Origin of the sequence: Aggregatibacter sp. 2125159857, assembly GCF_017798005.1 — a bacterium.
Taxonomy (GTDB): Bacteria; Pseudomonadota; Gammaproteobacteria; order Enterobacterales; family Pasteurellaceae; genus Aggregatibacter.
Map to the genome: position 1 here is coordinate 330394 of NZ_CP072548.1, position 13852 is coordinate 344245.

The window sequence follows — 13852 nt, forward strand, 5'->3', positions numbered from 1 at the left end:
TATAAGATCTTATTCAATGAATTCAAAAAAGCATTTAGGTCATACGGCGCGTAAACGGTTCGGGCAAAATTTCTTGCACGACAACAATGTGATTCAAAATATCGTGGCAGCAATTTATCCGCAAGCCAATCAATTTTTAGTGGAAATCGGTCCCGGGTTGGGCGCATTGACAGAGCCGGTTGCGGAGCAAGTGGAGCATTTGACCATATTAGAGCTTGACCGCGATTTGGCGGAACGCTTACGCCATCATCCATTTTTACATCAAAAACTCAATGTCATCGAAACCGATGCCATGCAGTTTGATTTTTCCTCCCTTTATGAACAAGAGCATTTGGCAGAAAAAGAGCAAAAACTGCGCGTGTTCGGTAATTTGCCGTATAACATTTCTACGCCGTTAATGTTCCATTTGTTTAACTACCATCACATCATTCAAGACATGCATTTCATGTTGCAAAAAGAAGTGGTGAAACGCTTGTGTGCAGCCCCGAACAGCAAGGCGTACGGAAGATTGACTATCATGGCGCAATATTTCTGCCAAGTCATGCCGGTGTTGGAAGTGCCACCAAGTGCCTTCAAGCCTGCGCCGAAAGTAGATTCTGCGGTGGTTCGTTTAATCCCGCATGCCACATTGCCGCATCCGGTGAAAGATTTATATTGGCTTAATCGCGTTTGTTCGCAAGCGTTTAACCAGCGTCGTAAAACGCTACGTAATGCCTTGTCCGGCTTATTTTTACCTGAAAATCTGACCGCACTTAACATTGATTTAAACGCACGTGCGGAAAATCTTAGCATTGCGGATTATGCCCGTTTAGCGAATTGGTTGGCAGATAACCCACCGGCAGAGGTGAGCAAAGCGGATGTGGTGGATTCAGAAGAATAAAAAGAGCGGTCAAAAATGGCGACATATTTAGTAGGCGACCTACAAGGTTGTTATGACGAATTGCAGATGTTATTGGATCGAGTGAAATTCGATTCAACACAAGATACCCTTTATTTAACCGGCGATTTGGTGGCACGCGGTGATAAATCCTTGGAATGTCTGCGTTTTGTTAAATCCTTGGGGTGTGCCGCTTACACGGTGTTGGGCAATCATGATTTACATTTAATTTCCACCGCACTTGGGATTAAGAAAATCAAACCGCGCGATCGCGTTGCATCGATTTTTGCTGCACCGGATTTTTTTGAATTGATCCATTGGTTACGTGAGCAGCCTTTACTTATCCATCATGAACAGTTGAATTTCGTTATGGCACACGCCGGTATTTCGCCCGATTGGGATTTAGCCACTGCCAAAGCCTGTGCCAATGAAGTGGAGAATGTGCTTCGCCATGGCAATTATCGCCACCTCATTGAAAACATGTATTCGGAACAGCCTGATCGCTGGTTACCGCAGTTACAAGGGCTAGATCGTCTGCGCTACATTATTAATGCGTTTACCCGTATGCGTTTTTGCTATCGGGATCATCGCTTGGATTTTGCATGTAAATTGCCACTCAAGGAAGCACCGGAGAACCTTGTCCCTTGGTTTGCTTTAGACAATCCGCTGTATCAAACCGAAAATATTGTTTTTGGTCACTGGGCGAGCTTAGTGGATGAAACTACGCCACCGAATATTTATGCCCTCGATACCGGCTGTGTTTGGAATAATCGCCTCACCCTGTTGCGCTGGGAAGATAAGCGCTATTTCACCCAAAGTGCGGTCAAAAATTACAGTGATTTTTAGTGGTAAGCAGAAGAAAAAAATGTCGCAATAGATAGAGTATATTGCGACATTTTTTTATGCATAAATCATTAGTATGCTACAAGTCATAGACGATTATTTTTGTTTCATTAATTTCGTCCAGTTGTAATAACCGTATAATGAGTTCAATAAATAGGCACTATACATTAAATACATGGCTGGGGTTTCCGCCCATAAGGCAATGGAAAGAATATTTAACAAAATCCATAAAAGCCATTGTTCCCGGTAGCGTAAAATCATCAATAATTGGGCTGAAACAGTAATCACGGTGGTTAAACCGTCTAATCCTGTGGAGCTGCCACCTGCTGCATTAAGAGCTTGCACGAACAATAACGTACCGACAATCACGGTAGTGGCAAGGATGAGCCAGCCTTGCAGCGTCAGTGATTTCGCAATAACGCTTTCTGCACCGCTCTTTTCTTGTTGCATATGGGTTTTCCACATGAAATAACCGATAAATTGCGCTGGAATATAAACATACAAGACGGTATTCATTTCGCCGATGAAATTCTCGCCCCATGCTACATAGAAGTAAGTATAGGCAAAAATTAGCCCGAACAGATAATTACTGATTTTCCCTTTACTGACGAACACCACGCAAATCACGCCGGCAATACCGGAAATCATGGCTAAAGGCGATTGCGGATCTAATACAAAAGCAACAATTTGCGCGGCAATAAAGAGAAATAGCCAAAACACTTCAAAAGGTTTCCAATCGGAAAAAAGTTCTTTTTTTAGTTGATGTAAATACGGTTGTAGATTCATAGTGACCTCACGAATGGATAAAGTGCGGTCATTTTAGGTAGCATTTTCCAAAATGTAAATTATTTGCTACATTTTTTGAGGAGTGGATCACATAAATTTGCCTTTTATGTTCAATCGTTGTTTTTCTTATCGTTTATTTTTCATAATAACACCGCTAAAATAGCGCCTTTTTTATCAGTAGAGAGAGCATTATGACTTTTGCGGTTGGGCAGCGTTGGATCAGCGAAACAGAAAATAATTTAGGCTTGGGTGTCATTCGCGCTGTGGATTTTCGGCAAGTGACAATTGATTTCCCTGCGGCACAAGAACAACGTATTTATTCGGTGCAAAACGCGCCGTTAAATCGTGTGCAATTTCGTATCGGTGATTTGATTCAACATGTAGAAGGTTGGCATGGTGAAGTGCTCAATGTGGCGGAAAATAATGGCTTGCTGTTCTATTTGGTACAACAAGAGGGCAAGGAAGACCGTGTCGTCAGTGAAATGGACCTGGCTCATCGCATTTCTTTTTGCCGACCGCAAGAACGCCTGTTTTCCGCACAGATTGATCGTAACGACCATTTCGTGTTGCGTTACCAAGCGTTGCAATACCAAAAAGCGCAATTTCAATCGCCCTTGTGGGGCTTACGTGGTATCCGCGCCGGGTTGATTCCTCATCAATTACACATTGCAAAAGAAGCGGGGCAGCGTATTGCGCCACGCGTGTTGTTGGCGGATGAAGTGGGTTTAGGTAAAACGATTGAAGCCGGCATGATTTTGCAGCAGCAATTATTTGCCGAAAAAGTACGCCGCGTGCTGGTTATTGTGCCGGAAACGTTGCAACATCAATGGTTGGTGGAAATGCTGCGTCGTTTCAATTTGCATTTTTCGCTGTTTGATGAAGAACGTTGCGCTGATTTTGCCGCGACAGAAGAGCAGAAAGAAGTGAATTCGTTTACCACCGAATCACTGATTATTTGTGCCTTGGATTGGTTGGTACAGCATCCGCAGCGAGTACAACAACTCTTGGCGGCGGAATTTGATATGTTAATTGCCGATGAAGTGCATCATTTGGTGTATGACGAAATCAATCCGAGTTTGGAATATCAACTCGTGCAACAACTCACGCAACAAATTCCCGCCGTGTTATTACTCACCGCCACACCGGAGCAGCTTGGTCAGCAAAGTCATTTTGCCCGTCTGAATTTACTCGACCCGCACCGCTTCCACAATTACCACGCTTTTTTGGAAGAACAACAGCATTACCAACCGATTGCTGAAGCCGCACAATCCTTATTGGCGGATAAGCCTTTAAGTGCGGTGGAAAAAAATACTATTTCTGCCTTGTTGGGTGAAGACATCAATTTCAATTCGACGAATAATGAAACGCTCATTAAACAACTTATTGACCGCCACGGTACGGGGCGTTTGCTATTTCGCAACACCCGCCAAAGCGTACAAGGTTTTCCGAAACGGGTTTATCATCCGATCGCGCTACCGCAGCCGAAACAATACGAAAACGCCGTTAAAACCCTCAGAGCATTTGGTGAACATCTTGTGCAATGCGCCCTTTACCCCGAACATTTCATGCGCGAACTTAATGCCAATACGGCATGGTGGGAATTTGACCCGCGTGTGCAATGGTTGATCGATTTTTTAAAACAACATCGGCAAGAAAAAGTGTTCGTCATTTGTCGTTATGCCGGAACGGCGATTCAGTTGGAGCAGATTCTGCGTGAAAAAGAAGGTATTCGCAGCGCCGTATTCCATGAAAAAATGGCTATTGTGGAACGCGATCGTGCGGCGGCGTATTTTACTCAACAAGAAAACGGTGCTCAGGTGTTGCTCAGTTCCAATATTGGTTCCGAAGGGCGAAACTTTCAATTTGCCAGCCGTTTAGTGTTATTCAATTTGCCGGAAAACCCTGACTTGTTGGAACAATGTATCGGCCGCTTGGATCGTATTGGGCAAATCAACGATATTCAGATTTATTTACCTTATTTTATTGACAGCGCACAAGCGGTGTTGGCGGATTGGTATCACTTGGGATTAAATGCCTTCAACGAAACCTGTCCGATGGGCGCGTTGTTATTCGAGCAGTTCGGTGAAGCATTACAAAAAACATTGGAAAATACGACCGCACTTGAAGCTCAAAAGGCATTAATCGAACATACCCAACAGGAACGGTTACGTTTAAAACAGCAGTTAGAACAAGGCCGAGATCTGTTGCTAGAACTGAATTCTAATGGTGGCGAGCCGGCGAAGCAGCTGGCACAAGAGATTGCCGCACAAGATGGTAGCTCGGAATTGGTCGATTTTGCCTTAAATCTGTTTGATGTCATTGGGGTGGAGCAAGAAGATTTAGGGGAAAAATCCATTGTGATTACGCCAACAGGCACCATGTTGGTACCGGAATTCCCGGGCTTAAAAGAAGAAGGCGTCACCGTCACGTTCGACCGTCAACTGGCGTTAGCGCGCGAAGAGTTGGAATTTCTCACGTGGGACCACCCGATGATTTACCACGGCATAGATTTAATCACCTCCGGCGACATCGGCAAAAGTGCCGTGGCGTTGTTACTGAATAAACATCTGCCGGCGGGCACATTGTTATTAGAATTAGTGTATGTGGTGGAAACCCAAGCGCCGCAAGGGTTACAATTAACGCGCTTCCTGCCACCTACACCGATACGTTTATTATTAGATAGCAAAGGTAATGACTTAGCGCAACAGGTGGCGTTTGATCATTTACAACGTAAGCTCAAACCGATGGACCGCAACATGGCGAATAAAGTGGCGAAAATGTTGCGACCGAATATCGAAAGACTCATTACGCAAGGCGAAAAGGTGATGGCACAGCAAAGCAAGCAGATTATCGCGAATGCCGAACAACAGGCACTGCAACACCTTGACGAAGAATTAACTCGTCTCATCGCCTTACGAAAAGTGAATAAAAATATCCGTCAGGATGAAATTGACACCTTGCAGATGCAACGACAACAAATGCGACAATGCTTACAGCAAGCCACATGGCGCTTGGATTGCCTACGCGTGATTGTGACCAATAAGGAATAAATATGGCTCTCATTGACTATAACCCGCCACAGGAACCTTGGTTGGATTTGGTGTATCGCGATGACTATATCGCCGTGGTAAATAAACCGAGCGGTTTGCTTTCCGTGCCGGGCAATCAACCACAATATTACGACAGCGCCATGTCGCGAGTGAAAGAAAAATACGGCTTTTGCGAGCCTGCGCATCGGCTGGACATGGCTACTAGCGGGATTTTGTTGTTTGCGTTGAGCAAAGCAGCGGATCGCGAGTTAAAACGCCAATTTCGTGAGCGTGAACCGAAAAAGTATTATCAGGCGTTGGTTTGGGGACATCTGGAACAAGATCATGGGGTTGTGGAGTTGCCACTGATTTGCGACTGGGAAAATCGCCCTCGCCAAAAAATTTGCTTTGAACGAGGCAAAAGAGCGGTTACGTTTTGCGATGTTTTACAACGTTATCCCAATAACACCACACGCGTAAAACTTACGCCGATTACAGGGCGTTCCCATCAATTACGCTTGCACATGCTGGCGCTTGGGCATCCGATTTTAGGTGATAAATTCTACGCACATCCGCAAGCCAAAGCGTTATCGCCTCGCCTCTGCTTGCACGCAGAAAGCCTGCAGATTCAACATCCGATTACCGGGGAAACGATGGAATTCACTGCGCCGGTCGGTTTTTAAGGTGCTACGGTATATCGCTTAAGCGTGCGAGGCTACATCGCAGCGATTAGGGTTGTTTATTTTGGCGTATCTAAAATTTGTGCCACCAGTTTTAAGTAGCTGATGGCTAATGAGCGTTGTGTCACACCCACATCGAATATCGCATCTTCGGTTAATACGCCACAAGGCATCTCCTCCGGGATTTCACCTTGCTCATAGGCTTGATAATCTTGTCGCCAGTCGCCGTCAAAATAATAATGTTCCAGCCGAGTTATCGTTGGTAACATCTGTTGCCATTTTTCTAAAAATTGTTCCGCCTCAAGTAAGAAGGCTTCCGATTGACCTAGAAGGGTTTCCATTTCTTGAATTTGTTCTAACCGTTTTTGGGGTAACATAATTGCTTCCTTATTGCTTGAATAGGTATAAAACCTAGTCTAATCTGTGTCAGTCATTGTAGAATGACACTTAAGATACGCTGCACAGGACGTATTCTATAATGCGGTTCAGGAAAGACCAAAGTGCGGTGTCTATTTTTATCGTTTTATGGAGCGAATATGAAATTATTTTTAGTCACTTTTGGGATTTTCATCCTAATTATTTTCGCCATGGCATTGGGGTACATTGTTAAGCGTCAAGCCCTCAAAGGCAGTTGCGGCGGTTTATCTTCCCTAGGCATTGCAAAGGCTTGCGACTGTGACAAGCCTTGCGATACGCTCCAAGAAAAATTGGATGCAGGCGATGAAAACGCCAAGGCAGAATATGAACAAAAATTTGCGCAAAAAGAGAAAGCTCAATTTTACGAAGTGAAATAATTCACTGAAAATCCACCGCACTTTATATAGTGATTTTAATGTGCGGCGATTTTAATTTATGGCGCGGAAGCCATTCTGCGATGTTTCATCATTATCACCAATGTGCTTCGCCTTAACCGAAGTTACGGGAGACTTATGTTAATTTCAAATACCTATAATCAACACTTTGCAAAATTAAGTGCTGAACAACTTGCCCAAAATGCAATGAAAAAAGTGATTTGTGGCATGTCCGGCGGAGTGGATTCCTCCGTGTCTGCTTTTATTCTTCAACAACAAGGCTACCAAGTGGAGGGCTTGTTTATGAAGAATTGGGAGGAGGATGACGACACCGATTATTGTACAGCCGCCGCAGATTTAGCTGACGCTCAGGCTGTGTGCGACAAGCTTGGTATTAAGCTACATAAAATCAATTTCGCGGCGGAATATTGGGATAATGTGTTTGAGCATTTCCTTAGCGAATACAAGGCTGGTCGTACTCCGAATCCGGATATTCTGTGTAACAAAGAAATTAAATTTAAAGCCTTTTTAGAATACGCTGCGGAAGATTTAGGCGCGAATTATATCGCTACCGGACATTATGTCCGTCGTCGCGGTACTGATGATAACGCGCAATTGTTGCGCGGTTTGGATGCCAACAAAGACCAAAGTTATTTCCTCTACACGTTAAGTAAAAAACAAGTAGGTCAGAGTCTGTTTCCGGTGGGCGACATTGAAAAACCGATTGTACGTGCGATTGCCGAAGATTTAGGTTTGATCACGGCGAAGAAAAAAGATTCTACCGGTATTTGTTTTATTGGTGAGCGTAAATTTAAAGATTTCTTAGCCCGTTACTTGCCGGCGCAACCGGGCAATATTCGCACAGTCGAGGGCGACATTATTGGTCGCCACGATGGTTTGATGTATCACACATTGGGGCAACGCAAAGGCTTGGGCATTGGTGGCGTGAAGGGTGCCAGTGAAGAAGCGTGGTATGTGGTGGAAAAGGATCTTGTCAATAACGAGTTAATTGTCGCACAAGGTCATGATCATTCTGCGTTACTTTCTACCGGCTTAATCGCGCAACAATTGCATTGGGTCGATCGTCAACCGATTCGTGAATCGTTGCGTTGTACGGTGAAAACCCGTTATCGCCAAACGGATGTGCCTTGTATCATTGAGCCTATTGATGACGAAAGCATTAAAGTCATTTTTGATGAACCACAAATTGCGGTTACGCCGGGACAATCTGCGGTGTTCTATTTGGATGAGGTGTGCCTTGGCGGTGGTATCATCGAGCAACAGTTGAAGTGATCACATCGTTAACTTTTCTTCTGGCACGTCGGGCAATAAAAGCTGTTTCGTTGCCCGATGATTAAACTTTCAATTTTTGTACCGCACCTTGGACAAGGTTTGCCTTTGTTGCCATAAACCAGTAATTCTTGCGCAAAATAACCCTGTCTGCCATCAGGTTGTAAGAAATCTTTGAGTGTCGTTCCGCCTTGTTCAATGGCTTTGGCTAACACGGATTTGATGGTATCTACCAAACGTTCGCACTGTTTTCGAGTGAGATTGGCGGCAAGTTTCATAGGATGCAGACCACATAAAAATAAACTTTCATTGGCATAAATGTTGCCAACGCCCACCACCACAGCGTTATTCATTAAAAAGGTTTTTAGTGCGGTCGTTTTTTTGCGTGATTTTTTGAAGAGATAATCTGGGTTGAATAAAATGGACTAGGAGTATAGTATCTGAGAGGATTGTTGTGTATTTGGGGGCTGGATTAGCTTGAATATCATTTTCTCTTTCTGTAAACTCCGTAAGCTTACACACAAACGTGTTATTTTATAATGGCGTAATATTGATCTTGTGCGGTGTCAGGGATTGCTTATGCAATTAGCTTGATAGCGGCATAGCTTCAAATTTGAGGTTTTCTATAAAACAAGGTATTTATCCTGAATATAATGTTCTTGCAGTAAGGTGATCAAAACCCGTTTAACCTTAGGCAAAGACATCAACCTTGATGGGTAACTGCCATTCGTTTTATACAGGTAAACAACGTGTTATTGACACAGGTGGTCGTGTTGAACGCTTTAAGAGCTATTTCAAAATTCCAGGTATAAAGTAATTTTAATTTCAGCCCTCGATATTACGGGGGGATTTCTATAATTAAAAATAAATTAGAGTAAATATAATGAAAATTTCTCTTGTCTGCTCAAAATTCAGATATGGCGGTGGTATAGAACGTTATCTAATTGATCTGGTAAACGGTTTTCACGAAAAAAATATTCTCCCAAATGTTTATTCTGCCAAGTTTGATAAAGATATATTAGAATATAGCTTTATAAATCCTATAGAAATTAACCTGTCTCTTATCCCTAAGCCTCTTAGAAATTATTTCCTATCTTATTTTTCAAATAGGATAAAGTCTCGCTCAAAAGAGAGAGAAATTTCTATCACAACGACATATACAAAATCAGATATAGTTATATGTGGAGGGAACCATATAGGATATTTACGAGCATTAAATAAAAAACCAACTTTTTTAGATCTAATAAAAATTAAAAATGAAAAAAGATGCTTTGACTATGCTAAGACTATTATTGCTCATTCTAAATTAATGAAAAATGAATTAATTACTCTATATCAAGTACCAGAAAATAAAATAGAAGTAATTTATCCACCAGTAAATTCTGAGTGTTTTAAACCTGTTAATGATGACGAGCGTATAAGTTTAAGAAAAAAATTTAATTTTCAAGATCATGAAATTATCTTCTTATTTCCCTCTACTGGACATGAAAGAAAAGGTTTCAATATCCTTAAAAATTATTTTAATCAATCAGATCTTCCTATTCGCCTTGTTGTTGCAGGCTCACCAGTTACGGAAAGTAAAAATATTACATCATTAGGTTATTGCAAAAATATGTCTGAACTGTATCAAGCAGTAGATTATACAATTATGGCATCAATATATGAACCATTTGGACTTGTAGGAATTGAATCTATTTTATCCGGAACACCAGTTATATTTTCAGATAATATGGGGTGTTTAGAAGTTTTAGAAAATGATTTTGGTTATACATTCTGCCGAAATAATATAGACACTTTAGACAAAGTTATTCAAAATTCTGTTAGACAATTCAGTTCTCTTAAGAATAGGATAAGCACCCCACTTGATTGTATAACTTATAATCCCTGTTTATCTGCTCATGTAGAAGAACTGCTAGATATTTTATATCGCTCATAATAATTTAATATATTTAGTTGTTCCTATCCTTTCCTCTGACACATCGGGCAATAAAAGCTATTCCGTTGTCCGATGATTAAACTTTCAATTTTTGTACCGCATTTTGGACAAGGTTTACCTTTGTTGCCATAAACCAGTAATTCTTGCGCAAAATAACCTGGCCGGCCATCAGGTTGTAAGAAATCTTTGAGTGTCGTTCCGCCTTGTTCAATGGCTTTGGCAAGCACCGATTTAATGGTTTCGACCAAACGTTCACACTGTTTTCGGGTGAGATTCGCGGCAAGTTTTAATGGGTGCAATCCGCATAAAAACAAACTTTCATTGGCATAAATGTTGCCGACGCCAACAACCACGGTGTTATCCATTAAAAAGGTTTTAAGTGCGGTCGTTTTTTTACGTGATTTTTTGAAAAGATAGTCTGCGTTGAATTCCTCTGATAGCGGTTCCGGCCCCAGTTTTAAAAACAAATGAAACTCATCTAATTTTTCCGTCCACAACCAAGCGCCAAAACGGCGCGGATCGTTATAACGCAATAATCGACCATTGTTTAGCACAATATCTAAATGATCGTGTTTATCAATCGGGCAGTCATGCGGTATGATTCTTACGGTTCCCGACATCCCTAAGTGCCCGATGATATAGCCTTTTTCAGTGTGAATAATGAGGTATTTGGCGCGGCGGCTCAGATCCAGAATTTTTACTTGATGCAATGTCGCTAATTCCGGTGATACTGCCCAGCGGAGTTTCGGCTGACGTACCTCGATTTTTTCAATCACGTAATCTTTCAAATAAGGGCTCACACCACGCAGTGCGGTTTCGACTTCAGGTAGTTCAGGCATTCTCTTTCTTCGATAGGCAATGGATACAAAAAAACCCGAACAATGTCGGGTTTTTCAATTCATGCAAAATTATTTGATTTTTGCTTCTTTATAAATAACGTGTTTACGCACAACTGGATCAAATTTTTTGATTTCCATTTTTTCAGGCATATTACGTTTGTTTTTGTCAGTTGTGTAGAAATGACCAGTTTCTGCGGTAGAAACTAAACGGATTTTCTCACGAGCACCTTTTGCTGCCATTTGTTAGCTCCTTAGATTTTCTCGCCACGAGCACGGATTTCAGCTAAAACTGCATCAATGCCTTTTTTATCAATAATACGCATACCTTTTGCAGTTAAGCGTAATGTTACGAAACGGTTTTCACTTTCAACCCAGAAACGGTGAGTGTGAAGGTTAGGAAGAAAACGACGACGAGTCGCGTTCATTGCGTGAGAGCGGTTGTTACCCACTGCCGGACGCTTGCCTGTTACTTGACAGACTCTAGACATATTAATCTCCAATAATGAAATTTAAGCTCGAGCTTACGGTTCGGAATACTTCAAAAATAACTTTTGAATGACCTCGTCAGGTCGTATAACCCGACCCGCATACTATATTAAAGGTCGTGCATTATACTCACTTTATATTGCATTCTCAAGCCTAAATCCTGAATTTGCTGACATTAAAACGAAAATTTATCCCAAAGTGCGGTGCGTTTTAGAGAAGATTTTGTTCCGCAAAGGAAAAATAATCGCCTTTGCCAATCACAAAATGATCCAGCACTCGAATTTCCACCAACTCCGCCACCTGTTTGATCGCCTCCGTAATTTGTCGGTCGGAAAAACTGGGTTCCGCCACGCCGGAAGGGTGATTATGCGCCAGAATAATCGCCGCCGCATTGCACGCCAAGGCTTCTTTGATGACTTCGCGCGGATACACCATCGCTTTATTAATTGTGCCGAGAAACAAGCGCTCCTGCTTAATCAATCGGTGCTGGTTATCCAAGAAAAGCACTAAAAAAATTTCTCGTTCCGTATTTTCCAACTCTGTTTGTAAGTACATTTTTACCGTCTCTGACGAGCTAAAACAATACCCTTCTTTGAGTTCCGCCAATAAATAACGACGGGTCATTTCCGTGCAAGCTTGCAACTGAATAAACTGCGTAATACCGATACCTTTCACGGCACAAAACTGTTTTTGATTAGCACTAATAAGCCCGCGCAACGAACCAAAATGTTGCAACACATTTTTCGATAGCTGCATCACCGGACAATCTTTAATCCCCGTACGCAAGAAAATGGCCAAAAGTTCAGCATCCGTCAATGCCGCAGCGCCATATTTTAAGAGTTTTTCCCTAGGCATTAGGGCTTCATCCATTTCTTTAACCTCGCAAAAAATAATAGATTCGCTATTCATTCACAGGGCGTCGTAAAATCCAAAAAGTACATTCAAAAGATGGGATTGGGATCGCAAAATAAGATTTTTGATTAAATCATAATTCAAGTAGAATAAACGGATTCATCTCCGAGTCAGTCAATTCATGGGATTCAAGCATGATTAATCTAGAAAATAAACGCATTGTTGTGGGCATTACCGGCGGCATTGCCGCGTACAAAACCATCGAATTAATTCGTTTATTACGCAAAGCCAATGCGCAGGTTCGCGTGGTGCTCACGCCTGCTGCCGCAGAATTTGTGACCCCACTCACCTTGCAAGCGATTTCCGGCAATGCCGTGGCGCAATCGTTATTGGATCCGCAAGCAGAACTGGCAATGGGACATATTGAATTGGCGAAATGGGCGGATGTCGTATTAATCGCGCCAGCCAGCGCAGATTTTATTGCGCGCTTAACTGTCGGCATCGCGAACGATTTACTTTCTACGATTTGTCTTGCTACCAGTGCACCGATTTTTCTTGCGCCGGCGATGAATCAGCAAATGTATCGTCAAGCAATAACACAGCAAAATCTGACTGCACTTTTAAGCCGTGGCATACAACTTATTGGCCCGAACAGTGGCGAACAGGCATGTGGCGATGTGGGTGCCGGGCGGATGTCCGAACCTTCTGAAATTATCACCGCACTTTGCCGTCATTTTTCCGTGCAGCAAGATTTACTCGGCATCCACGTTGCCATTACGGCAGGCCCAACGCGTGAAGCCATCGATCCGGTGCGTTACATTTCCAATCACAGCTCCGGTAAAATGGGCTTTGCCATTGCAGAGGCTTTTGCCAAACGTGGTGCACAGGTGACACTAATTGCCGGCCCGGTGAATCTCACCGCCTCACCCAATATTCATCGTATTGATGTCACTTCCGCGCAAGAAATGTGGAAAACCGCCTTAAAAAGTGCGGTCAAAAATCACATTTTTATTGGTTGTGCCGCGGTGGCGGATTACCGCATCGCAGACGTTGCTGAACAGAAAATCAAGAAATCAGCTGAAGAAATGATGTTAAAGCTCGTTAAAAACCCGGACATCATCGCGGATGTAGCGCATCTTACGGAAAAGCGCCCGTTCACGGTGGGATTTGCGGCTGAAACGCAGAATGTTGCCGATTACGCGAAAGATAAATTGACGCGCAAAAATTTGGATATGATTTGTGCCAATGACGTTTCCGGCGGGCAAGTGTTCGGACAAGATCACAATGCGCTGCACCTCTTTTGGAAGCATGGCGAAAAAGCCTTGCCGCAGGCGGATAAAAATACCTTGGCAGACGCCTTAGTCAGTGAAATTATGGCGCGTTACCGTCAATAAAAAACATCTCAAAAAACTACCGCACTTTATTAAAAACATGACAGATTTT

Annotated in this window: 14 protein-coding genes and 2 pseudogenes; 9 read left to right on the forward strand and 7 right to left on the reverse strand. The window is 42.7% G+C overall.

Annotated elements, in window-relative coordinates; genetic code table 11:
* Positions 1–16 precede the first annotated feature (16 nt).
* Positions 17–880, forward strand: coding sequence for a 16S rRNA (adenine(1518)-N(6)/adenine(1519)-N(6))-dimethyltransferase RsmA (gene rsmA / locus J5X96_RS01640; protein WP_209363948.1), 864 nt, complete (start codon positions 17–19; stop codon positions 878–880).
* 15 nt (positions 881–895) lie between these two features.
* Complete coding sequence (apaH, locus tag J5X96_RS01645) at positions 896–1723, forward strand: bis(5'-nucleosyl)-tetraphosphatase (symmetrical) ApaH (protein ID WP_209363950.1); 828 nt, start codon at positions 896–898, stop codon at positions 1721–1723.
* A 93-nt stretch (positions 1724–1816) separates the two neighbouring features.
* On the opposite strand, the gene pnuC is transcribed toward apaH, so the two are convergent.
* Positions 1817–2506, reverse strand: a complete 690-nt coding sequence (pnuC, locus tag J5X96_RS01650; protein ID WP_209363952.1) for a nicotinamide riboside transporter PnuC — start codon at positions 2504–2506, stop codon at positions 1817–1819.
* Positions 2507–2697: 191 nt separating this feature from the next.
* Here pnuC and rapA point away from each other — a divergent pair, with 191 nt between their 5' ends.
* Positions 2698–5556, forward strand: a complete 2859-nt coding sequence (rapA, locus tag J5X96_RS01655) for an RNA polymerase-associated protein RapA (RefSeq protein WP_209363954.1) — start codon at positions 2698–2700, stop codon at positions 5554–5556.
* Between the two features lie 2 nt (positions 5557–5558).
* Complete coding sequence (gene rluA, locus J5X96_RS01660) at positions 5559–6218, forward strand: bifunctional tRNA pseudouridine(32) synthase/23S rRNA pseudouridine(746) synthase RluA (protein ID WP_209363956.1); 660 nt, start codon at positions 5559–5561, stop codon at positions 6216–6218.
* 56 nt (positions 6219–6274) lie between these two features.
* Here the strand turns inward: rluA and J5X96_RS01665 are convergent, their stop codons facing one another.
* A complete protein-coding gene (locus J5X96_RS01665; RefSeq protein ID WP_209363958.1) occupies positions 6275–6592 on the reverse strand; it encodes a DUF4298 domain-containing protein in 318 nt (105 codons plus the stop codon).
* A 159-nt stretch (positions 6593–6751) separates the two neighbouring features.
* Between J5X96_RS01665 and nqrM the strand changes: the two genes are divergently transcribed.
* Both nqrM and mnmA read left to right on the forward strand, forming a co-directional pair.
* Positions 6752–7009, forward strand: a complete 258-nt coding sequence (gene nqrM / locus J5X96_RS01670; protein ID WP_209363967.1) for a (Na+)-NQR maturation NqrM — start codon at positions 6752–6754, stop codon at positions 7007–7009.
* 135 nt (positions 7010–7144) lie between these two features.
* Positions 7145–8299 (forward strand): tRNA 2-thiouridine(34) synthase MnmA, encoded by a 1155-nt coding sequence (gene mnmA, locus J5X96_RS01675; protein WP_209363969.1) that lies wholly within the window; start codon positions 7145–7147, stop codon positions 8297–8299.
* 8 nt (positions 8300–8307) lie between these two features.
* On the opposite strand, the pseudogene J5X96_RS01680 reads toward mnmA, so the two are convergent.
* Positions 8308–8712 (reverse strand): annotated as a pseudogene (locus tag J5X96_RS01680) (zinc finger domain-containing protein); the annotation flags it as partial.
* Between the two features lie 209 nt (positions 8713–8921).
* Between J5X96_RS01680 and rpmE the strand changes: the two are divergent.
* Both rpmE and J5X96_RS01690 read left to right on the forward strand, forming a co-directional pair.
* Positions 8922–9113 (forward strand): annotated as a pseudogene (rpmE, locus tag J5X96_RS01685) (50S ribosomal protein L31).
* A gap of 66 nt (positions 9114–9179) precedes the next feature.
* Positions 9180–10232: a glycosyltransferase family 4 protein gene (locus J5X96_RS01690; RefSeq protein ID WP_209363971.1), complete on the forward strand. Its 1053-nt coding sequence runs from the start codon at positions 9180–9182 to the stop codon at positions 10230–10232.
* A 23-nt stretch (positions 10233–10255) separates the two neighbouring features.
* Here J5X96_RS01690 and mutM read toward each other — a convergent pair whose 3' ends face one another.
* The 4 genes from mutM to radC form a co-directional block, all read right to left on the reverse strand.
* Positions 10256–11071 (reverse strand): DNA-formamidopyrimidine glycosylase, encoded by an 816-nt coding sequence (gene mutM, locus J5X96_RS01695; RefSeq protein WP_209363973.1) that lies wholly within the window; start codon positions 11069–11071, stop codon positions 10256–10258.
* Between the two features lie 69 nt (positions 11072–11140).
* The gene (gene rpmG, locus J5X96_RS01700; protein WP_005613503.1) at positions 11141–11311 is read right to left on the reverse strand and encodes a 50S ribosomal protein L33; all 171 of its coding nucleotides are present in this window, start codon (positions 11309–11311) and stop codon (positions 11141–11143) included.
* Positions 11312–11322: 11 nt separating this feature from the next.
* Positions 11323–11559 (reverse strand): 50S ribosomal protein L28, encoded by a 237-nt coding sequence (gene rpmB / locus J5X96_RS01705; protein ID WP_005542826.1) that lies wholly within the window; start codon positions 11557–11559, stop codon positions 11323–11325.
* Positions 11560–11767: 208 nt separating this feature from the next.
* Positions 11768–12427 carry a DNA repair protein RadC gene (radC, locus tag J5X96_RS01710; protein WP_209363975.1) on the reverse strand — a complete coding sequence of 220 codons (660 nt, stop codon included), beginning with the start codon at positions 12425–12427 and terminating at the stop codon, positions 11768–11770.
* A gap of 176 nt (positions 12428–12603) precedes the next feature.
* On the opposite strand from radC, the gene coaBC reads away from it, so the two are divergent.
* Positions 12604–13803, forward strand: a complete 1200-nt coding sequence (coaBC, locus tag J5X96_RS01715) for a bifunctional phosphopantothenoylcysteine decarboxylase/phosphopantothenate--cysteine ligase CoaBC (RefSeq protein WP_209363977.1) — start codon at positions 12604–12606, stop codon at positions 13801–13803.
* Positions 13804–13852 lie beyond the last annotated feature (49 nt).

Bases quoted from the DNA above. Each gene is read 5' to 3' on its own strand.
- rsmA (WP_209363948.1), top strand. From the start codon at position 17: ATGAATTCAAAAAAGCATTTAGGTCATACGGCGCGTAAACGGTTCGGG.
- apaH (WP_209363950.1), top strand. From the start codon at position 896: ATGGCGACATATTTAGTAGGCGACCTACAAGGTTGTTATGACGAATTG.
- pnuC (WP_209363952.1), bottom strand. From the start codon at position 2,506: ATGAATCTACAACCGTATTTACATCAACTAAAAAAAGAACTTTTTTCC.
- rapA (WP_209363954.1), top strand. From the start codon at position 2,698: ATGACTTTTGCGGTTGGGCAGCGTTGGATCAGCGAAACAGAAAATAAT.
- rluA (WP_209363956.1), top strand. From the start codon at position 5,559: ATGGCTCTCATTGACTATAACCCGCCACAGGAACCTTGGTTGGATTTG.
- J5X96_RS01665 (WP_209363958.1), bottom strand. From the start codon at position 6,592: ATGTTACCCCAAAAACGGTTAGAACAAATTCAAGAAATGGAAACCCTT.
- nqrM (WP_209363967.1), top strand. From the start codon at position 6,752: ATGAAATTATTTTTAGTCACTTTTGGGATTTTCATCCTAATTATTTTC.
- mnmA (WP_209363969.1), top strand. From the start codon at position 7,145: ATGTTAATTTCAAATACCTATAATCAACACTTTGCAAAATTAAGTGCT.
- J5X96_RS01690 (WP_209363971.1), top strand. From the start codon at position 9,180: ATGAAAATTTCTCTTGTCTGCTCAAAATTCAGATATGGCGGTGGTATA.
- mutM (WP_209363973.1), bottom strand. From the start codon at position 11,071: ATGCCTGAACTACCTGAAGTCGAAACCGCACTGCGTGGTGTGAGCCCT.
- rpmG (WP_005613503.1), bottom strand. From the start codon at position 11,311: ATGGCAGCAAAAGGTGCTCGTGAGAAAATCCGTTTAGTTTCTACCGCA.
- rpmB (WP_005542826.1), bottom strand. From the start codon at position 11,559: ATGTCTAGAGTCTGTCAAGTAACAGGCAAGCGTCCGGCAGTGGGTAAC.
- radC (WP_209363975.1), bottom strand. From the start codon at position 12,427: ATGGATGAAGCCCTAATGCCTAGGGAAAAACTCTTAAAATATGGCGCT.
- coaBC (WP_209363977.1), top strand. From the start codon at position 12,604: ATGATTAATCTAGAAAATAAACGCATTGTTGTGGGCATTACCGGCGGC.